Annotated in this window: 21 protein-coding genes; 6 read left to right on the top strand and 15 right to left on the bottom strand. The window is 68.3% G+C overall.

Translation table 11 applies throughout. From position 1 onward, the window contains the following. Positions 1–22: 22 nt before the first annotated feature. A complete protein-coding gene (locus ABD204_RS07255) occupies positions 23–1,021 on the bottom strand; it encodes an NADP-dependent oxidoreductase (RefSeq protein ID WP_194423964.1) in 999 nt (332 codons plus the stop codon). 194 nt (positions 1,022–1,215) lie between these two features. Here ABD204_RS07255 and ABD204_RS07250 point away from each other — a divergent pair, with 194 nt between their 5' ends. Further along, the gene (locus ABD204_RS07250) at positions 1,216–2,202 is read left to right on the top strand and encodes a TerC family protein (protein WP_194423963.1); all 987 of its coding nucleotides are present in this window, start codon (positions 1,216–1,218) and stop codon (positions 2,200–2,202) included. A 26-nt stretch (positions 2,203–2,228) separates the two neighbouring features. Here ABD204_RS07250 and ABD204_RS07245 read toward each other — a convergent pair whose 3' ends face one another. Both ABD204_RS07245 and ABD204_RS07240 read right to left on the bottom strand, forming a co-directional pair. Then, the gene (locus tag ABD204_RS07245; protein ID WP_194423962.1) at positions 2,229–2,411 is read right to left on the bottom strand and encodes a hypothetical protein; all 183 of its coding nucleotides are present in this window, start codon (positions 2,409–2,411) and stop codon (positions 2,229–2,231) included. Further along, positions 2,408–2,905 (bottom strand): MarR family winged helix-turn-helix transcriptional regulator, encoded by a 498-nt coding sequence (locus ABD204_RS07240; protein WP_322597541.1) that lies wholly within the window; start codon positions 2,903–2,905, stop codon positions 2,408–2,410. Before ABD204_RS07240 ends, ABD204_RS07245 begins: the two co-directional genes overlap by 4 nt. Positions 2,906–3,095: 190 nt before the next feature. Between ABD204_RS07240 and ABD204_RS07235 the strand changes: the two genes are divergently transcribed. Further along, positions 3,096–3,485, top strand: coding sequence for a DUF7882 family protein (locus tag ABD204_RS07235; RefSeq protein WP_241747789.1), 390 nt, complete (start codon positions 3,096–3,098; stop codon positions 3,483–3,485). A gap of 157 nt (positions 3,486–3,642) precedes the next feature. On the opposite strand, the gene ABD204_RS07230 is transcribed toward ABD204_RS07235, so the two are convergent. Continuing rightward, positions 3,643–4,953, bottom strand: a complete 1,311-nt coding sequence (locus tag ABD204_RS07230; protein ID WP_194423961.1) for an FAD-dependent oxidoreductase — start codon at positions 4,951–4,953, stop codon at positions 3,643–3,645. A gap of 83 nt (positions 4,954–5,036) precedes the next feature. Here ABD204_RS07230 and ABD204_RS07225 point away from each other — a divergent pair, with 83 nt between their 5' ends. The 3 genes from ABD204_RS07225 to ABD204_RS07215 all read left to right on the top strand — a co-directional run bounded on the left by ABD204_RS07225 (position 5,037) and on the right by ABD204_RS07215 (position 7,212). Next, positions 5,037–5,390, top strand: coding sequence for an ArsR/SmtB family transcription factor (locus tag ABD204_RS07225; RefSeq protein WP_194423960.1), 354 nt, complete (start codon positions 5,037–5,039; stop codon positions 5,388–5,390). Positions 5,391–5,944: 554 nt separating this feature from the next. After that, positions 5,945–6,265 carry an ArsR/SmtB family transcription factor gene (locus ABD204_RS07220; protein ID WP_194423959.1) on the top strand — a complete coding sequence of 107 codons (321 nt, stop codon included), beginning with the start codon at positions 5,945–5,947 and terminating at the stop codon, positions 6,263–6,265. Beyond that, positions 6,262–7,212: an arsenate reductase ArsC gene (locus ABD204_RS07215; RefSeq protein WP_206697157.1), complete on the top strand. Its 951-nt coding sequence runs from the start codon at positions 6,262–6,264 to the stop codon at positions 7,210–7,212. The genes ABD204_RS07220 and ABD204_RS07215 overlap by 4 nt, the downstream gene beginning before the upstream one ends. A 13-nt stretch (positions 7,213–7,225) precedes the next feature. Here the strand turns inward: ABD204_RS07215 and ABD204_RS07210 are convergent, their stop codons facing one another. From ABD204_RS07210 to ABD204_RS07185, 6 genes are all read right to left on the bottom strand, one after another. Further along, on the bottom strand, positions 7,226–7,948 hold the full coding sequence (locus ABD204_RS07210) for a winged helix-turn-helix domain-containing protein (protein ID WP_194423958.1): 723 nt from the start codon (positions 7,946–7,948) through the stop codon (positions 7,226–7,228). Continuing rightward, positions 7,945–8,739 (bottom strand): phosphate ABC transporter ATP-binding protein PstB, encoded by a 795-nt coding sequence (gene pstB / locus ABD204_RS07205; protein ID WP_206697330.1) that lies wholly within the window; start codon positions 8,737–8,739, stop codon positions 7,945–7,947. Before pstB ends, ABD204_RS07210 begins: the two co-directional genes overlap by 4 nt. A 71-nt stretch (positions 8,740–8,810) precedes the next feature. Then, entirely contained in the window at positions 8,811–9,728 is a 918-nt protein-coding gene (gene pstA, locus ABD204_RS07200; RefSeq protein WP_194423956.1) for a phosphate ABC transporter permease PstA, read from the bottom strand. Next, positions 9,728–10,684: a phosphate ABC transporter permease subunit PstC gene (gene pstC, locus ABD204_RS07195; protein WP_194423955.1), complete on the bottom strand. Its 957-nt coding sequence runs from the start codon at positions 10,682–10,684 to the stop codon at positions 9,728–9,730. Before pstC ends, pstA begins: the two co-directional genes overlap by 1 nt. 31 nt (positions 10,685–10,715) lie before the next feature. Then, entirely contained in the window at positions 10,716–11,663 is a 948-nt protein-coding gene (locus ABD204_RS07190) for a PstS family phosphate ABC transporter substrate-binding protein (protein WP_322597540.1), read from the bottom strand. A 192-nt stretch (positions 11,664–11,855) separates the two neighbouring features. After that, positions 11,856–11,993: a hypothetical protein gene (locus ABD204_RS07185; protein WP_194423954.1), complete on the bottom strand. Its 138-nt coding sequence runs from the start codon at positions 11,991–11,993 to the stop codon at positions 11,856–11,858. Between the two features lie 202 nt (positions 11,994–12,195). Here ABD204_RS07185 and ABD204_RS07180 point away from each other — a divergent pair, with 202 nt between their 5' ends. Continuing rightward, on the top strand, positions 12,196–13,125 hold the full coding sequence (locus ABD204_RS07180) for an alpha/beta hydrolase (RefSeq protein ID WP_194423953.1): 930 nt from the start codon (positions 12,196–12,198) through the stop codon (positions 13,123–13,125). A 45-nt stretch (positions 13,126–13,170) separates the two neighbouring features. On the opposite strand, the gene ABD204_RS07175 is transcribed toward ABD204_RS07180, so the two are convergent. The 5 genes from ABD204_RS07175 to ABD204_RS07155 form a co-directional block, all read right to left on the bottom strand. Then, positions 13,171–13,569 carry an SdpI family protein gene (locus ABD204_RS07175; protein WP_194423952.1) on the bottom strand — a complete coding sequence of 133 codons (399 nt, stop codon included), beginning with the start codon at positions 13,567–13,569 and terminating at the stop codon, positions 13,171–13,173. A 115-nt stretch (positions 13,570–13,684) separates the two neighbouring features. Continuing rightward, positions 13,685–14,428, bottom strand: coding sequence for a triose-phosphate isomerase family protein (locus ABD204_RS07170; protein ID WP_194424277.1), 744 nt, complete (start codon positions 14,426–14,428; stop codon positions 13,685–13,687). A 5-nt stretch (positions 14,429–14,433) separates the two neighbouring features. After that, positions 14,434–15,504 (bottom strand): ABC transporter permease, encoded by a 1,071-nt coding sequence (locus ABD204_RS07165; RefSeq protein ID WP_194423951.1) that lies wholly within the window; start codon positions 15,502–15,504, stop codon positions 14,434–14,436. Between the two features lie 11 nt (positions 15,505–15,515). Continuing rightward, on the bottom strand, positions 15,516–16,544 hold the full coding sequence (locus tag ABD204_RS07160) for an ABC transporter permease (RefSeq protein WP_194423950.1): 1,029 nt from the start codon (positions 16,542–16,544) through the stop codon (positions 15,516–15,518). Further along, on the bottom strand, positions 16,541–18,103 hold the full coding sequence (locus ABD204_RS07155; RefSeq protein WP_206697156.1) for a sugar ABC transporter ATP-binding protein: 1,563 nt from the start codon (positions 18,101–18,103) through the stop codon (positions 16,541–16,543). The genes ABD204_RS07160 and ABD204_RS07155 overlap by 4 nt, the downstream gene beginning before the upstream one ends. Positions 18,104–18,149: the final 46 nt, after the last annotated feature.

Raw genomic sequence — 18,149 nt, 5'->3', positions numbered from 1 at the left:
CGCGCGCGGTGTTCGCTTCGGGTCAGGGCATCGACTCGTGCAACTCCCGGGCCCGGAGAGTGCGGTAGGTGGTCACCGGATGCGTGGCGAGCACGATCTTGCCCCGCGAGTGGAGTCTCTCGAGATCTTGATACGCCTCGATGATGTCCTCGAGGGGGTACAGGCCCGACACGAGCAGGCGGAAGCCACCGATTCCGGCCAGCTGCGTGACCTGTCGGAGCCGTTCGGTGCCGTGCGCGACCGCCTCGGGGTCCTCGCGCAGCAGCGCCAGCTCGATGTCGCGGCGGTCCTCGCTCGAACGGTACTTCTCCTCCGGGACCCCCAACGCCTCCGCCACGTTCTCGGTGTCCTTGCCGAAGTTGTCGATGTAGGCGGTGACCCGCGCACCGCGCGCGGCCTTCTCGATACGTTCGACGATGCCCGGCCCGTATTCGACCGGCGTGATCCCGATCTGACGGAGGTAGTCGAAGTTCCGCGCGCCGCACGTGCCGATGACCCGGGCGCCGCGCCGCGCGGCCAGCTGCACCTGGATGCTGCCCACGCCGCCGGCGGCCGCGGTCACCACGACGGTGTCGTCGGGTCCGATGCGGAGGTCTTCGAGCACCTCCAGGGCGGTGGCCCCGGCCAGGTAGAGTCCGCCCGCGGTCTCCCAGTCGACGCCGGCGGGCTTCGGGACGACGTGGGTGACGGGCACGTTCAGGTGGCTCGCATGCGCGCCGGTGCGCACGTGCCCGATGACGTCGGCGCCGACACGGATCGACGACACGTGCGCGCCGGTGGCGATGACGATGCCGGCGAAGTCGCTGCCGGAACCGCGGGGCCACGGGTCCTCTGCCCAGGTCTCCTCCCGACCGTTGCGCAGAAACGCCTCCATGTGGTTGATGCCGGCGGCGATCACTTCGACGCTCACCTCGTCCGGCCCCGGCGGGGGGAGCGGGAACGAGTGCTTGGCGAGCACCTCGGCGTCTCCGTCGTGGGTGTAGCGGTAGGCGTGGGCGGTTGGGGACTTCTTCGTCTTCATGGCGACCTCCGGAAGGGTATTCCTGGCGAGACCCTCCCCCGGATGCACCCGTATGATGGTCGGACGCAAGGGGAGTACTCCCGTCTGCGGTGGATGCGTCATGACGGACGCGACGGTGTGTCCCGCATCCATCGGGTCCGCAGGACCGGAAGAGACCTTGGCCCGTCAGCCATCGTCCCCCCTTGGAGAATGTGATGCCCGTCACCCCCCTGGTCTGGATCCTCACCCTCGCGGTGACCGTTGCGTTCTTCGTGTACGAGTTCTTCGCCCACGTGCGTCGTCCGCACGAGCCGTCCCTCGGCGAGGCGGCGCGTTGGTCGGCGTTCTACATCGGTCTGGCGCTGCTGTTCGGCGTCGGTCTGGGCGCGGTGGCCGGTTGGACCTACGGCGGGGAGTATTTCGCCGGCTACCTCACCGAGAAGGCTCTGTCGGTGGACAACCTGTTCGTCTTCCTGCTGCTGATGACCGGCTTCGCCGTGCCGAAGATCTATCAGCAGAAGGTCTTGATGATCGGCATCGTGATCGCACTGGTACTGCGCGGCGCGTTCATCGCGATCGGTGCGGGGCTGATCGCGAACTTCTCGTGGGTGTTCTACATGTTCGGGGCGCTGCTCCTGGTGCTCGCGTACCGCCAGGCGTTCACGAGCGGCGACCACGACCCCGCCCACGGACGCTTCATGACCTTCGTCCGTCGGCACCTGCCGGTCAGCGACGACTACGACGGGGATCGCCTCACGACGGTCAAGGCGGGCCGCCGCTTGTTCACCCCGATGTTCCTGACGATCGTGGCGATCGGGTTCATCGACCTGATCTTCGCCGTGGACTCCATCCCGGCCGTGTACGGCCTGACCGAGCAGGCCTACATCGTGTTCACGGCGAATGCGTTCGCGCTCATGGGACTGCGGCAGCTGTATTTCCTCATCGGTGGGCTTCTGGAGCGCCTGGTCTACCTCGCCCAGGGACTCGCGGTGATCCTGGGCTTCATCGGGGTCAAGCTCGTGCTCCATGCACTGCACGTGAACGAGGTGCCCTTCGTCAACGGCGGCGAGAACGTCGCGTGGGCCCCGGAGATCCCGATCTGGTTCTCGTTGCTGTTCATCGCGACGACCATCACCGTGGCGACGGTGGCGAGCCTGATGAAGACCCGTTCGGCCCGTGGCGCGGGGGTTCCCCCCGAGTGACCGAGCCGTTCCCGCCGCACACGCGGTCAGTCGTGCACGACGCGCAGGCGCGCGCGGTCGGTGGGCAACCACACGGCGCGGACCATCTCGAACCCGTCGATCGCGTCGTACGGCGACGCCGGCCGCTCGGAGGAGTCCGGGCGGTAGCCGAGGGGGATGTCATCGACGTACTGCCCGTCACGCGGGCCCCCGACGAGCACATAGATCACGGCGCCTCCACCGCCACGGCGTCCACGGCGCGAGACATCCGGGTGAGGAAGGAGACCACGGCCTCGGCTTCGGAGGCGCTCATCCCCTCGACCGCGTCGTACATCCGCTCATGCATCGCCCCCAGGGTGGCCCTGACCTCCTCCTCGGTCAAGGGGGTCGCGCGCACGAAGATGCTGCGCCGGTCGTCCGGGTTGGCGATGCGGGTGATGTGGCCGGACTTCTCCAGCCTGTCCAGCAGGGCCGTCATGGATGCGGTCGAGACGCCGAGGTAGGCGGCCAGCTCCACGGGCCGGACGAGGGCCTCGCCTCGACGGATGAGGTAGCGCAGCACGAGGAGTTCGTTCTCCCCCATTGCCATGGACTCCCGGGTACGCCGCCGCATCGCCATCTCCGCGGCGCGGTAGAGCCGGAGCGCCTCGAGGACCGCGCGCGACCTCGAACGGGTGTCGGTGAGGTCGGCCTCGTACCAATACCCGGCGAAGTCGACGGCCACGGTTGCCGGCTCAGGCGGGCGCGGCCGGTCAGCGGCGGCATTCCGCCGAGTAGATGGTGCCGTCTTCACCGCGTCCTCCTGTCCGTCCGACCGATGGGCCTTGCCTTTCGTGGAAGATAACTAGACAAGCTAGTAAAAATACGTAAGAGTTACTTGCATCGTAATCCACAAGAGCGTGAAGGGGAATCTGATGGGGCGCTTGTACTACGCGAACGACGTCGAGCCGATCGAGTTGCCTGATCGACTTCTGGCGCATGTGAAGGTGGTCGTCGGAACGAAGCTGCGACGAGGCGAGAGCTTCACGCTCTCGTGGAAACACGGGAAGGACCAGCAGCCGGGCCGCACGACCCTCTGGCTGCAGCCGGCCATCCCGATGCGCTTCGTCTTCGAGTCGGCCGAGCCGGAGAAGCTCGACCAGACGACGCTCAAACACATGGCCGAGATGGCGAACTCGTCGGCCGGACTGACCGTCGACATCGACGCGGAGATCCCCGAAGCGACCGTGACGCCCGCGCCGGCTCGCATGCGGCCCGCAGCGCGCCGCGCGCCGGTGCGTGCTCGGTCGACGGTCGCCGCCTGATCGTCGACCGGACGACGGAGCGCCCGCCCCCAGCGCGGAGCGCTCCCTTACGGGCCGGCGCGGCAGAGTCCCCCACTCCCCGCGCCGGCCGCCCTCCGCGGACGTACGAAGGCGGCCCCGCGCCCCATCAGGGCTGCGGGGCCGCCTGACGCGGACCTCAGCTGCAGCAGGTCCCGCCGCCGATGTCCGTCGAGCAGACACCGGTGGCGGGGAGATCCAGCTGTACGGCCGTCGCCGCCCGCATGTCTCCATCGAGCCACGCGGCGACCGATCGAACCTGTTCGTACCCTGTAGCCAGCAGGAAGGTCGGAGCACGACCGTAGGACTTCATCCCGACGATGAAGAAGCCCTTGTCCGGGTGGGTCAGCTCGTCGAATCCATGCGGCTCGACCGTGCCGCACGAGTGCAGGTTCGGGTCGATCAGCGGCGCGAGTCGGCGGGGAGCCTCGACGACCTCGTCGAGATCGAGACGGATCTCGCGGAGCATGTCGAGATCGGGCCGGAAACCGGTCGCGTTGACGACCAGCTCGCTGTCATGGGTGGCCGGCTCGCCGCGCCGCGTGCCGACGAGACGAACACCCTCATCGCATTCGTCGACACCGGAGATCTCGAACGAGTCGACCTTGGTCACGCGCCCCTGGGCGACGAGCCGCTCCAGCTTCGATCCGAGCGCGGCCCGGTGCGCGAGCTCGTCATCGTCGGACGAGGTCACCCGTGCGGCGGAGGCGTTGCGGATCAGCCAGCTGACACGGGTACCGGGTGCGTCGACGGCGAGGTCGGCGAGTGCGAGCAGGGTGTTGGCGGCGGAGTGGCCGGCGCCGACGACGGTCGTGTGACGACCGGCGAACAGGGCACGGTCGGCACCGAGGACATCGGGCAGAGCGTGCAGCACACGGTCTGCGCCCCCGGATCCGAGCGGCGGAAGACCGGAGGAGGCCAACGGGTTCGGGGAGGTGTACGTTCCGGACGCGTCGATCACCGCGCGGGCGGAGATCTCCCGCACCTGCCCGTCGCGTTCGGTCAGGCGCAGGACGAACGGGGTGTCGTCGCGGCCGGCGCTCCGGGTGCGGTCCATGCCGCGACGGGACACAGCGGTGACCGTGACCCCGAAACGGATGCGACCGGCCATCTCCGGGGTCTGTGCGAGCGGCTCGAGGTACGACGCGACCAGGTCCGCCCCGGTGGGCACGCGGCCCGGCGCCGGCGCTTCCCACCCTGCGGCGTCGAGGAGCCGCTCGGCCGCGGGGTCGATCAGATAGCGCCACGGCGAGAACAGGCGCGTGTGCCCCCAACGACGGATCGCGGCACCGACGTCGTCCCCGGCCTCGAGGACCTCGAAGGGGATGCCCCGCTCGGCCAGATGCGCGGCGGCGGCAAGGCCCACGGGGCCCGCACCGATGACGGCGACCGGCAGAGCGGTGAGCGCGTCGCTGACGGCGACGCGAGGGGTCAGGTCGAGCAGGGTCACGAGAACCTCCGGCTATATCGAGATCGATCGATATAGTGTCCCGCGCCATATCGAGATTTGTCAATATCTACTACCATCGATGCATGGCCACCGCGCTCCCGCTCCTGAACGCCGAGCCTGACGCAGCCGCCTGCGGGCGCCCCGTGCCGGCCGAGGCGTTGTCCGACACACGGGCGGCCGAGCTCGCGACGGCGCTCAAAGCCCTCGCCGACCCGACGCGCCTCCGGCTGATGTCCATCGTCGCGGCGTCCCCCGACGGCGAAGCGTGCGCGTGCGATCTCACCGAACCGGTCGGCCTGTCACAACCGACGGTGTCGCATCATCTCAAGGTGCTCACCGCCGCCGGGTTCCTCACCCGCACCAAGCGGGGCACGTGGGCGTATTTCCGCGTCACCCCGGGTGCGGTGGACCGCATCGCCGCACTCCTCCCCCGTTGACCGACACGGGACACGCCGCAACCTGAAAGATCGGGTGCGATGTCGTATTGATGCTCGGCCCCGATCTCGCTACATTGGCGATTGCCCGAACCTCGCGCTTTGGGTGGTGGTCCCCTCGGCGACGTCGCCACCTCCCCCTCCCCCGTTGCAACGCCGCCGAGGGGGCCACCTCTCGCGTTCCCCTTCAGCGGGGCGCGGGATCTCGCCATGACCGTCATCGGGTCCGAGGATCACTCGCGAAGCACCGAACCCCCTGTGAACGCACGAAGGGGCCCCTCGCCTACCCGATGACGAGGAGCCCGGAATCCGTGGTGTTCGCGTACCTTCCCCAAGGTCGCCGCCACGTCCTCCCGCAGGCGGCAGATCGTCGCGGTCATCCGAGCACTGGGAGGAATCCGGATGGACCGACGACGTCCCGAACTGCCGTGTGGATCGCCCTGCATGTTCGATCATCCTCCGACGCCGCCTCCGCGAAGAGGCCCTTGACGGATGCGGTCGAACCCGGTAATGCGCACGTCGGATAGGCGTACGTCTATCTGACGTAGGCTGGGCACGTGTTGCCCTCCCCCACCGATGCTCCCGGCGCAGGCGGGTCCTGGCTCGACCGCGGTTCCGCCGAGGACCTCGCCCGCACGCTGCGTGCGGTCGCCGATCCCACGCGCCTGCAGGTGCTGAGCGTGATCTTGTCGTCGGAGGATGGACGGGCGACGGTGTCGCACCTGACGGAAGCCCTCGGTCTGACCCAGCCCACGGTGACCCACCACGTGCGGATCCTCGTGGAGGACGGCATGCTCCGACGCGAGCGGGAGGGCAAGTTCATCTGGCTCTCGATCGAGCCGGCGCGCCGCGCCGCCGTGGCGGACGTGCTGCGATGACAGGACCCACCCACCGCATCGGTCGCCCTCTCGACGCGGACTCGGCGCGCACGCGCGCGCAACAGGCTGCCGTGCTCGGGGAATCCGCCGCACTCCGCGTGCTGAGCGCCCTGGCGGCGGGTGTTCCGGCGCGGGAGCTGCCGGAGGTCCTGTTCGTGTCGCCGGAACGCGCCGAGGCGGCGTTGCTGGCGCTGGCATCGGTGGATCTGATCCACCCCGACGGGACCGACGGGTACGCCCTGAACGGTGAGACGTGGGTGCGGTTCGGACGTCTCCTGGTCGAGCCGCCCCGCCGCAGGCCCGCCGAGGACACCGCGTCGCGCCGCCCCGCCGCCCTGCCGGTGGCGATCGAGAGCGTCGCCCGCAACCTGTCCTACCGGTTCAGCTCGACGTTCAGCCCGGCGACCGTCTCCCGGTACGTCGCGGAGAGCTATCTGCTGCTCAGCGAACGGGCGCGCGTGCGCACGCACCTGGCGGCCCTCACCGCACGGTATGCCGCGGACCGCCTCGACGCGCTCGCCTCCGCCCAGGGCCTGGTGCTGCGCGACACTCCGGAAGTGCTCTTCGTGTGCGTGCAGAACGCCGGCCGATCCCAACTGGCGGCCGCTTTCCTCCGGCATCTCGCCGGCGACCGCGTGCACGTGCGCACGGCGGGATCGGCACCGGCGACCCAGGTGCATCCACGCATCATCGCCGCTCTCGACGAGGTGGGGGTGCCCGTCAGCGACGAGTACCCGAAACCGTTGACGGACGAGGTCGTGCAGGCAGCCGACTACGTCGTGACGATGGGATGCGGGGACGCGTGCCCGGTGTATCCGGGGCGCCGGTACAGCGACTGGGACCTGCCGGACCCGCTCGATCTCGACGACGACGGGATGCGGCAGGTGCGGGACGAGATCCGCGCCCGCATCGACGCACTCCTGACCGAGCTCGGCCTCGACCGCTAGATCGGCGTGGCGCTCACAGCGCGATACGGTATCCGACGCCGCGCACGGTCTCGATCGTGGCCGACCCGCGGGACGCGGCCGCCTCGAGCCGACGTCGCACGCCCGCCACGCCGACCCGCACGGTCGCGAACGGGTCCGCGGTGCCCCCGGCGTGGGCCTGCGCGAGCTCTCCGAGGGGAGCAACACGGGGATGGCACCGCACCAGGTCCCACAGCAGATCGAACTCGCGCGGCGTGACCTCGACCGTTCGCCCCGCCAGCTCGACACGGTGGCGACCCGCATCGACGGTGAGATCACCGATGCGGACGGCGGCGAGCGGGTCGGCGGCGATCGGCAACGCGCTGAGTTCGCGCGCCAGTCGCTCCGGCGACAACGGGAGCGACACCACGCCACGGACGCCGGCATCGAGGGCCGGCGCCGCCAGCGAGGGAGCCGCCCCGACCGGCATCCCCAACAGCACTCCGGCACCGCCGGTGGCGACGGCCACCTCGAGGGTGCCGACGAAGTCGTCGCAGGCGAAGTCGGCGGCGACCACCAGGATCGCGTGTCGGTCGTGGACCAGGTCGGTCAGCGCCGGGAGGATCTCGTCGCGGGTGTGGACGGCGATCCCGGCGCGGCGATACTCGGCCGGGGTGCCGCGCACCAGGCGCGGCCCCCGACCCAGCACGACGACCTTGGCCGCCCCCGCGATGGGGTCGTCTCCCGCTCGCGACGACGGTGGCGCGAGGAGGGTCATCCGAATCGCCCGCTGATGTAGTCCTCGGTGCGCTGATCCCGCGGGTTCTCGAAGATCTGCGAGGTCTGCCCGTACTCCACCAGCACGCCGGTGCGATCGCCCGAGGTCTCGTCCGCCAGGGCGGTGAAGAACGCGGTGCGATCGGCCACGCGCGCCGCCTGCTGCATGTTGTGCGTCACGATGACGATGGTGTAGTCGTCGCGCAGCTCGCGCATGAGGTCTTCGATGCGCATGGTGGCGATCGGGTCCAGCGCCGAGCACGGTTCGTCCATCAGGATCACGTCGGGTTCGACGGCGATGGTGCGCGCGATGCACAGGCGCTGCTGCTGCCCGCCGGACAGGCCGAAGGCGGACTGCTTGAGCTTGTCCTTGACCTCGCCCCACAGCGCCGCACGGGTCAGCGCCTCCTCGACGAGGTCGTCCATCGAGTCGACCTTCATGCCGGTGACCCGCGGGCCGTAGGCGATGTTGTCGTAGATCGACTTGGGGAAGGGGTTCGGCTTTTGGAAGACCATGCCGATGCGGCGTCGGACCTCGATCGGATCCACACCCTTGGCGTAGATGTCCTGGTCGAGGAACATGACCTTGCCCTCGACGCGGGCACCCTCGACCAGATCGTTCATGCGGTTCAGCGACCGCAGCAGGGTCGACTTGCCGCATCCGGACGGGCCGATCAGTGCCGTGATCTCGTTCTTGCCGAAGTCGAGGTCCACCCCCGTGACGGCCCGGAACTCGCCGTAGTAGATGTCGACGTCCTGGGCGCTGATGAGCGTGCTGGGCTTGTCGGGCAGGGGGGTCAGACCACCGGCGGCATGGAAGTGCGGGTGCGGCTGGTCCTGGGTCGTGGAAGTGTCGCTCACGGTTACCACCGTTTCTGGTACTTGTTGCGGATGAAGATGGCCAGGGCGTTCATGAGGAGGAGCACACCGAGCAGCAGCACGCTGGTCGCGGCGGCGAGCTGGTGGAAGCCCTCCTGCGGGCGCCCGGTCCAGTTGAAGATCTGGATCGGGAGGGTCGTGTACCCGCTCATGAGGCCGTTCGGGTCGAAGGTGATGTAGACGAGCGCTCCGAGCACGAGCAACGGCGCGGCCTCGCCGAGCGCCCGCGACAGGGCGAGGATCGAACCGGTCGCGATGCTGGGCACGGAGGCCGGGAGAACCTGCCGCCACACCGTCTGCCACCGCGTCGCCCCCAGCGCGAGCGAGCCGTCGCGGATCTCGCCCGGCACGGCACGGAGACCTTCCCGGGTGGAGATGATGATCACCGGCAGGATCAGCAGCGACAGCGCGAGGGCTCCGCCGATGACGATGTTCTTGTTCGACACCTGCAGCAGCGCGAGGAACCCGAGGGCCAGCAGACCGTAGATGATCGAGGGCACCGCGGCGAGGTTCTGCACGTTGAGCTCGATGAGCCGGTTGAACCAGTTCTTGGTGTCGGCGAACTCCTCCATGTGGATGGCTGCGGCGATGCCGAGGGGGAGGGTCATCACAGCGGTGGTGGCGATGACCCACAGCGATCCGAGGATCGCCGGGCGCGCGCCCGCCTCGTCGGGGTCGGCGGCCGGGTAGTTCGTGAACAGCGTCGGGGTGAGCTTGGTCCACCCGTCGAGGAGGATCGTCACGAGCAGGGTCGCCAGCACCGCGAAGGCGATGAGCAGTGACAGCCACAGGGCGATGTAGAACAGGAGCGGACCGGGTTTGCGCTCACCGCTGCGCCCGCTGGTGTTCAGCTTGTCGGTGATGCGCACCTCACGGGTGCGGTCCTTCGTCGCGAGGGACATCAGTAGGCCTCCCGGAAGCGGCGGACGAGTCGGATGCTGATGAAGTTGATCAGCAGGGTGATGAGGAACAGCAGCAGGCCGACGGCGAAGAGGGTGTTGTACTCCAGGCTTCCCACACGCGAGTCGCCGAGGGCGGCGTTGGCGATGAAGCCGGTCATGGTCTGCCCCTGTTCGAGGGGGTTGGTCACGATCTGCGCCTGGTTGCCGGCGGCGATCGCGACGATCATCGTCTCGCCCACGGCTCGCGAGACGCCGAGCACGACGGCGGCGACGATGCCCGACAGGGCCGCGGGGAAGACCACGCGCAACGAGGTCTGCATGCGGTTGGCACCCAGGGCGGCGCTTCCCTGGCGCATCGCGGTGGGAACGGCCGACATGGCGTCTTCGGAGATCGACGCGATGGTCGGGATGATCATGACGCCCATCACGAGCCCGGCGGCGAGGACGCTGAACGCACCCGTCGGCAGGTTCAGCCAGTCCTTCAGCACCACGTTCTGCACGAACTGCAGGGCGAAGAACCCGTAGACGACGGTGGGGACGCCGGCGAGGATCTCCAGCAGCGGCTTGAGGACCTTCCGCGCGCGTGGGCTGGCGTACTCGGCGAGCATGATGGCCGCACCGAGGCCGAACGGCACCGCGACGACCAGTGCGATGACGGTGGTCCACAGCGTGGCCGTGACCAGCGGCAGCACCCCGAAGGAGGCGTCGGCGAAACGCGGCGCCCAGCGGGTTCCGAACAGGAAGTCCCACACGGGGACTTCGAGGAAGAAGCTGATCGAGGGCACGAGCAGCGCGATCAGGATGCCGATGGTGGTGACGATCGTCAGACCGGCCGCGAGGCGCAGCACGGCCCGGATGATCGCCTCGCCGGGCCGCGCGCGTCCGGCGAAGGCGGGCAGGACCCGGGGGTCCGAGCCGATGCTCGAACCCCCGGGCTTGTCGGTGACTGTTGTCATCGAAGTGATCTCTCAGACGAAGCCGCCAGGCTCAGCCGAGGGAAGCGAGCTCCTCCTGCGCGACGGTGATCTGGTCATCCGTCAGCGGGACGAACAGGGCCAGGTCGGCGACCTCGAGCGAGCTCGCGACGTAGAAGTCGACGAACGACTTCACGGCCTCGTTGTCGGTGTAGGAGGCGTTGTTGACGTAGATGAACAGCGGGCGCCCGAGCGGGGTGTAGGTACCGTCCTGCACGGTCTCCACCGAGGGGTACACGCCGTCGACGGAGGCGGCGATGATGACGCCCTCGTTCTCTTCGACGTAGGACAGGCCGAGGAAGCCGATGCCACCCTCGTCGCCGGCGACACCCTGGATGGTGATGTTGTCGTCTTCGGACGGGCTGTAGTCGGTGCGGATCGCGCCGCTTTCACCGTTGATCGCCTCGGTGAAGTAGTCGAAGGTTCCCGAGTCGGTGCCGGCGCCGAACAGCGCGAGCGGCACGTCGGGGAAGCTCGGGTCGACGTCGGCCCAGCTGGTGACGACGCCCTCGGACTCCGGCGCCCAGATGGTCTGCAGCTGCTCGACGGTCAGGTCGGTCGCCCAGTCGTTCTCGGGGTTGAGGATGACCGAGAGGCCGTCGTTGGCGGCGATGATCTCGGTGTACTCGACGCCGTTGGCGGCGCATTCCTCGGCTTCTTCGTCCTTGATCGGACGCGAGGCGTTGGAGATGTCGGTCTCGTCGGCGCAGAACGCCTTGAATCCGCCACCGGTGCCCGAGGTGGCGACCGAGACGTTCACGCTCGGCTCCTCGTCGCGGTACAGGTCGGCGGCGGCTTCGGTGAGCGGCGCGACGGTCGACGAGCCATCGGTGGTGACCGAGCCCGACAGTCCGCCGTCGGCCGATGTCGTGGTGCCGGTCTCCTGGCCTCCACATGCGCTCAGGGAGAGAGCGGCCATGGTCAGTGTCGCGAGAGCGGCGCTTGCTGTGGTCTTCTTCACGGTGATGTTTCCTCCGGCCGGGGTGGGCCTCTCGGCGGTCGACTGTCAGGGACAACAGTCAGATAGAAGCTCATCTATCCGAAACAGATAGAAGCCCTTCTATGTGAACGCGAGGTGAACGTGGCTCCTCGGGGAAACGAAGAACGCCCCCGCCGGATCGGCGGGGGCGTGGCGTGATCGGTCGGTGACCGCTTACTGCGGGTTCCGGGTGTCGTAGATGGTGCGGGTCACGCGTGCGCGGTACCCGTCACGCAGCGTCTCGCGCACCGTCACGACACCGAGCGCGGCGACCGCGGCGATCACCACGGCGGCTTCCCAAGCGAATTCCATCTCCGTACACCTTCCTTCGAATCGGTTGGTCACAGCATACCCGTCCAACCTGAGCAGATCGTCAGCAGAAGATGGTCATCCACTGGGCACGATGCTCACCGTGCACGCGGAGATCAGCGGGGACACCTCCCCTGTGGGAAGGTGAGGAAGAACCGCGCACCCCCGCCCCGGATCGCCCGGAGAGCAGGACGGAGACCTCCCGATGGACATCGACCGCGTCGACCCCGACCTCCGTGCCACGACGCGGCGGATGCCCCGATTCCGTCTCGAGAACGCGCTGTTCCGCCGGGCGGTCGTCGGGGCGACCCGCCTTGCCCCGGGGGCGCGCGTGTCCGGAGTCGAGCGCCGCACCGCGCGCGCCGGCGGGGTGCGACTGCGGGTGTACGTCCCGGAGCGCGCGTCCGGTGCGGCGTTGCTGTGGATCCACGGTGGCGGGTTGGTGATGGGCTCCCCGCGGATGGACGACCGGCTGTGCGGCGAGACCGCGGCGCGAACCGGCGCGATCGTGGTGTCGGTGGATTACCGTGTGGCGCCGAAGCATCCGTTCCCCGCCGCGCTGGAGGACGTCGCGGCGGGTTTCGCCTGGCTGGTCGCGCACGCCGCCGGGTACGCCGTCGATCCCTCTCGCATCGCCGTGGGCGGCCAGAGCGCGGGCGGTGGACTCGCCGCCGCGCTGGTCCAGCGTCTCCACGACGAAGGCACGCCGGTGGCGGCACAGTGGCTGTGGTGCCCGATGCTCGACGACCGCACGGCCGCCGATCGTTTCCGCGACGCCGAGGACCACTTCGTGTGGAACAACCGGTCGAACCTCGTCGGGTGGCGCGCGTATCTGGGCGACGCGTTCGCCGTGGCCGAGGTGCCCCGATACGCCGTTCCCGCACGCCGCGGGGATCTGTCCGGCCTCCCTCCGGCATGGGTCTACACCTCCGCCATCGAGCTGTTCCACGACGAGGACGTCGCCTACGCCGAGCGGATGCGGCACGACGGCGTGGAGGTGACCCTCGACGTCGTCGAGGGCGCACCGCACGGCTTCGAGTCGTGGGCCCCCGACAGTGACCTGGCGAGGTCGCTCATCGACCGCGCGATCGCGTGGCTGGACGCCCGGCTCACACCGGCGCCGACGCCCCGGTGACGCCACCGCGGCCGCTCGGGGTGGCCGCGGTGCGAGGACGGATCGTCAGGAGCATCCGGACTGCTCGGTGCACACCGCCTCCGCGGCACGTGAGCCGCGACCGACGCCGGTGAGCGTCCACGCGAGGCTCCACCCCGCGGCCCCGAGCGCGAGGAGCGTCCAGGTGGCCATCGCGAACGGAAAGGAAAACCCCGGCCGATTCGATTCGACCACCGCCATGACGATCGCACCGATTCCGCCCAACAGCGCCCCGACACCGCCGATCGCCGTGGCGGATGCCGCGGCCCGCTGCGCCGCGAACCAGGCGAGGTCGCACTCCATGGTCAGCCGCGTGCGCACCCCCACGGCGCTGTTGGGGCGCAGGCGGTCTCGGCGACTGGCCCAGGCCACCCACAGCATGACCAGCCCCGCCGGTACGAGCACGATCCCGGTGATCAGCAGCATGCGTCATCCATCCCCCCGAATGTCCAACGTGCTGACCATATCGGCCTGGACGCCGATCGACCAAGCGCGCGGGCCCTGACATGAGAACGCTCTCACCCCACGGGACCGCTCGCGCTCACGCAGACAGGCACTCGTCGAGCACGCGAACCACCGCCTCGACGTCGTGGGCGGCCCGCCCGAGGAACAGCCCGTCCGCCGCGCCGCGGAGCGCCGGGAGCATCCCGGGCCGCGCACTTCCGCCGTAGATCACGCGGGCCAGGTCCGGATCGATCCGGGTGCGCAGACGCGTGCAGACGTGCCGAACATGTGTGATCGACGCCGGGCGGGCCGCCCCGATCGCCCAGACCGGCTCATAGGCGACCACCATCGGCGGACCCGGCGCGGTCGTGCCGACGATGGCATCCAGCTGCCGAAGACACTCCTCGGCAGCGACCTCCGGATCCCCGGGCGCGGCTTCGCCCACACAGACGACCGGCACGAGCCCGTTGCGCCGCGCGGCGTCGTACTTGCGTGCGATCAGCGCATCGTCTTCGCCGAAGAGGGTGCGGCGTTCGGCGTGTGCGATCTCGACGAACTCACACCCGACTTCACGAAGCTCCACACCGCTGACTTCTCCGGTGAAAGCTCCGCTGTCCTCCGCGGCGAGGTCCTGGGCCCCGAGAGCCACCGACGTGTGTGCCAGCAGTCGACGTGATTCCGTGAGCGAGGGGAACGTCGGAAGCACGAAGAGGGTCGTCGAACCTTCTGTGAGCGCCGGATGCCCGGTGACTGCGTCGCGCAACCGCTCGACCCAACGAAGGGTTCGCCCATGGTCGAGATACATCTTCAGACCCACGCCCAGCACCTGGGGCGCGAGCATCCGACTCATCGCGCTCCGGCCTTGCTGCGGACGGTGGGGAACGTCCCCGTCGGAGCGACCAGACCGCCGGTCATGTCCCGCGGGCGGCGGACTTTCGCGCGCGGGCGGTTCACGTAGTACGTCACGACCATCACCACGAGGAGCATCAGACCCCAGACGAGGTTCTTGGCGTATGGCGAGAACCCGAAAGCGGTCATCGAAGTCGACAAGGTCTGCAGGAGCACGAGCGCGAAACCGAGGCTGACGATCCGCCCTTTGCCGCCGAACGGATTGAACCCCGCGAGGACGACCGCGAGGATCGTCTGAAGCAGATAGGACTCTCCGAAACCGACCCGCATCGAGTTCGCCCGCGCGATGATCACGATCGCGGCGAGCCCGACGATGATGCCGATCAGCATGTAGGTGAAGATGATCGTCCGTTCCGTCCGCGCACCGGAGAACCTCAGCGCGACGTCGTTCTCGCCGAAGAGGTAGATCCGCCGCCCGAAGCGCGTCTTGGTCAGCGTGAGCCCGACGGCGACGAAGACCACGATGAGCATCACGAACACCAGCGGCGCCGGACCGATCGCGAGCGCGGCGATGTCGGAGAATCCCCCCACGAGGATCCCCACACTGTTTCCCGTGGTGATGGCCATGCCGATCCCGGTGAAGAGGATCATCGTTCCCAGCGTGGCCAGGATCGGCGGGACCGACAGCTTTGCGATGATCAGCCCGTTCAGCAAACCGGTCAACAACCCGGTCACCAGCGCGACGACGACGCCGAGCACGAACAGCATCCCCGAGTTGTCCTCGGTGACCGGGATGATCTGGCCGCTCATCGCGAGGGAAGCCATCACACCCGCCAACCCGGCCGCTGCGACGATCGACAGGTCGATGCCGCCGGTGAGCATCGCCAAGCCCATGGCGATCGCCAGGAGGCCGAACTCGCTCACCTGGATCGACATCGATTGCACGCCGGCGAGCGAGAACACGCGCTGGCCGAGGAGCATGTACAGCGCGAAGGTCACGACGATGGTCGTGATCGCCAATACCGTGAAGTCCTTGTCGCGGGCGAGGAAGGTGGTGAACCTGTTCATGGGGGTGCCCTTCAGTTCGACGAGAAGACCAGGGCGCGTCGGTTCGCCTGGCGTTGCCGGAAGTAGATGAACCCGAGGATCGCGACGAGGACCGCACCGAAGAAGAGGTCCTGGAACGACGAGTCGAGCCCGAGATGGATGAGCGTGTTCTGCAGGAGCTGCCAGATCATGACGCCGAGGACGGTGCCGAGGATCGTCCCCTCCCCACCGGTGAGCTTCGCCCCGCCGATCACGACCGCCGCGATGACCGCGAGCTCCGTTCCGATCAACGCCGCCGGGTTGATGTAGGCCAGGCCGCTGAAGTACACGATGCCGGCCAGCCCGGACAGCGCACCGACGTACATGTAGATGAACAGCTGTGTCTTGAGGATGCTCATCCCCACCCGCGAGGCCGACTCGGCGTTGCTGCCGAGCGCATAGACCGATCGCCCGATACGGGTCCGGTACAACAGGAACCAGGTGAGTACCCCGACCCCGATCACCAGGGGGAGGAAGATCGACAGACCGGCCTGTCCGGACTCGCCGCCCACGGTGAACAAACGCGCCGACCCGAAGTCGAGGATCGACTGGGGTACGCCGGAGCGGGTGAAGGTCTCCATGCCCAGGAGGAGCGCCATGGCGCCGTGGAAGACACTCGCCGTGCCGAGGGTGACGATCAGTGTCGGAAGGTTGTGGAGGTGGATCAGGAGGGCGTTGATCGAGCCGAGGCCGCACCCGATGGCGACGGCGACCACGATGATGAACAGGATGTCATCGACCCCGGCCGCCTTGGAGATCAAGACCGCGGAGTATCCGGCGACGATGCCGATCGCGGCGAAGGAGACGTCGATGCCCCCGGAGATGAACACGATCAGCACTCCGAAGGCGAAGATCGTCAGGGCAGCGCCCGAGCGGATGAGATCGAAGAGCGTGGAGATGCTGAAAAAGCTCGCACTCTGGGTGGCCACGAGGATGATGTAGCCCACGATGATGAGCGAGAGCATCTTCTCCATCGTCGTCATCTTGCGGTGGATAACCGCGGCGAACGGCGAACGGGTCATCGCGCCACCTCCTGCTGCTCGGACTGATCCTGGTCGTCGGGATTGGAGATGATCTCGTCGAGGCGATCCCGGAATCCCTCCGCGCGGATCTCCTCCTCCTGGAAGGTGCGCAGGATGCGGCCGTCGTGCATCACGAGGATCCGGTTGCAGTTGGCCACGACCTCTTCCGCTTCATCGGAGATCATGATCACCGCCATGTCCTCTCGGGCGAGCCGGTGGATCTGGTCGTAGATCTCGGACTTGGATCCGATGTCGATGCCCACCGTGGGGCTGTCGAGGATGAACACCTTCGGATCGCGGAAGAGCCACTTGCCGATGACGACCTTCTGCTGGTTTCCGCCGGAGAGGTTCGACACCCGGGTGGCGATGTCCCGGTTGTTCACCTTCATCTCGTCGACGACCCGTTGGGCCAGAGCTTTCTCCTTGGCCGGCGACAGCGTGCGCACCGACGTCAGGATTCGTTCGAGCATGGTCGCCGTGGCATTCACCGCCACGGACTGCTTGCCGAAGAGCCCCTGCTCGTGGCGGTCTTCCGGGACGAGCGCGATCCCGTGTCGCATCGCGTCCCAGGGAGCGCGGATGGTCACCGGCTCGCCGTCGACGACGATGGAGCCGCCGGTGTGATCATTCAGTCCGAACAACGACAGCGCCATCTCGGTGCGGCCCGAACCGAGCAGCCCGATGACACCGAGGATGTCGCCGCGGCGCACGTCGAAGGTGACGTCGGTGTAGTGCCCCTCGCGTGCGAGTTCCTTGACTTCGAGGACGGGACGGTCGTCGTCCTGGGTGCGGTGGTACCGCTCATAGGTCACGTCGCGACCGGTCATGTGGCGACTCAGGGAGACCTCGTCCAGGTCGGCCGCCGCGAAGTCGCCGACCTTGATCCCGTCTCGGAAGACGCTGATGTTGTCGGCGATGGAGAAGACCTCGTCGAGTTTGTGGCTGATGAACACGATCGACAGTCCCCGTCGTTTGAGGTCGAGGACGATCTCGAGCAGTCGTGAGACCTCGCGATGGGTCAGTGCCGTGGTCGGTTCGTCCATGAACAACAGGCGCGCGTCCATACTCAGTGCCCGACAGATCGCGACCAGCTGACGATTGGCCATCGACAGCGAGCCCACCGGAGCATCCAACGGCAGGTCCAGCCCGATCCGCTCCAACTGCTCCTTCGCGATGGCACGCATCCGCTTGCGGCTGATGATCGGCGAGCGATCCTGCATCATGTGGTTGACGGCGATGTTCTCCGCCACCGAGAGATGGGGGAACAGCGACAGATCCTGGTAGATGACCTGGATCCCCGCGGCGACCGCGTCGCTCGGATGGTGCCAGTGCGCGGGTTCACCGTTGAAGGCGATCTCGCCGGCGTCGGCCTGATAGACGCCGGCGACGATCTTGGTGAAGGTCGACTTACCCGACCCGTTCTCGCCGGCCAGGCAGTGGATCTCTCCGGGTGCGATGTCGAGGTCGACACCACGGAGCGCTTGGATTCCGCCGAAGGAGATCTCGAGGCCACGTGCTGACAGCAGCGGCGACGATGCGGCGGGGTTCGTCTCGGGCAACGCGACTCCTTTGTGCGGTTTCCGAGCGGGCGGCGCACGGGGTGCG

The organism is Microbacterium aquimaris, assembly GCF_039531285.1.
In the GTDB taxonomy this organism is placed as follows: domain Bacteria; phylum Actinomycetota; class Actinomycetes; order Actinomycetales; family Microbacteriaceae; genus Microbacterium; species Microbacterium aquimaris.
Note: the sequence above shows the minus strand (reverse complement) of the source record. Positions and strands in the feature narration are given on the sequence as shown.

Bases quoted from the DNA above. Each gene is read 5' to 3' on its own strand.
- ABD204_RS07235 (WP_241747789.1), top strand. From the start codon at position 3,096: ATGGGGCGCTTGTACTACGCGAACGACGTCGAGCCGATCGAGTTGCCT.
- pstC (WP_194423955.1), bottom strand. From the start codon at position 10,684: ATGACAACAGTCACCGACAAGCCCGGGGGTTCGAGCATCGGCTCGGAC.
- pstA (WP_194423956.1), bottom strand. From the start codon at position 9,728: ATGTCCCTCGCGACGAAGGACCGCACCCGTGAGGTGCGCATCACCGAC.
- ABD204_RS07185 (WP_194423954.1), bottom strand. From the start codon at position 11,993: ATGGAATTCGCTTGGGAAGCCGCCGTGGTGATCGCCGCGGTCGCCGCG.
- ABD204_RS07215 (WP_206697157.1), top strand. From the start codon at position 6,262: ATGACAGGACCCACCCACCGCATCGGTCGCCCTCTCGACGCGGACTCG.
- ABD204_RS07160 (WP_194423950.1), bottom strand. From the start codon at position 16,544: ATGACCCGTTCGCCGTTCGCCGCGGTTATCCACCGCAAGATGACGACG.
- ABD204_RS07210 (WP_194423958.1), bottom strand. From the start codon at position 7,948: ATGACCCTCCTCGCGCCACCGTCGTCGCGAGCGGGAGACGACCCCATC.
- ABD204_RS07250 (WP_194423963.1), top strand. From the start codon at position 1,216: ATGCCCGTCACCCCCCTGGTCTGGATCCTCACCCTCGCGGTGACCGTT.
- ABD204_RS07170 (WP_194424277.1), bottom strand. From the start codon at position 14,428: ATGCTCGCGCCCCAGGTGCTGGGCGTGGGTCTGAAGATGTATCTCGAC.
- ABD204_RS07225 (WP_194423960.1), top strand. From the start codon at position 5,037: ATGGCCACCGCGCTCCCGCTCCTGAACGCCGAGCCTGACGCAGCCGCC.
- ABD204_RS07175 (WP_194423952.1), bottom strand. From the start codon at position 13,569: ATGCTGCTGATCACCGGGATCGTGCTCGTACCGGCGGGGCTGGTCATG.
- ABD204_RS07255 (WP_194423964.1), bottom strand. From the start codon at position 1,021: ATGAAGACGAAGAAGTCCCCAACCGCCCACGCCTACCGCTACACCCAC.
- ABD204_RS07165 (WP_194423951.1), bottom strand. From the start codon at position 15,504: ATGAACAGGTTCACCACCTTCCTCGCCCGCGACAAGGACTTCACGGTA.
- ABD204_RS07180 (WP_194423953.1), top strand. From the start codon at position 12,196: ATGGACATCGACCGCGTCGACCCCGACCTCCGTGCCACGACGCGGCGG.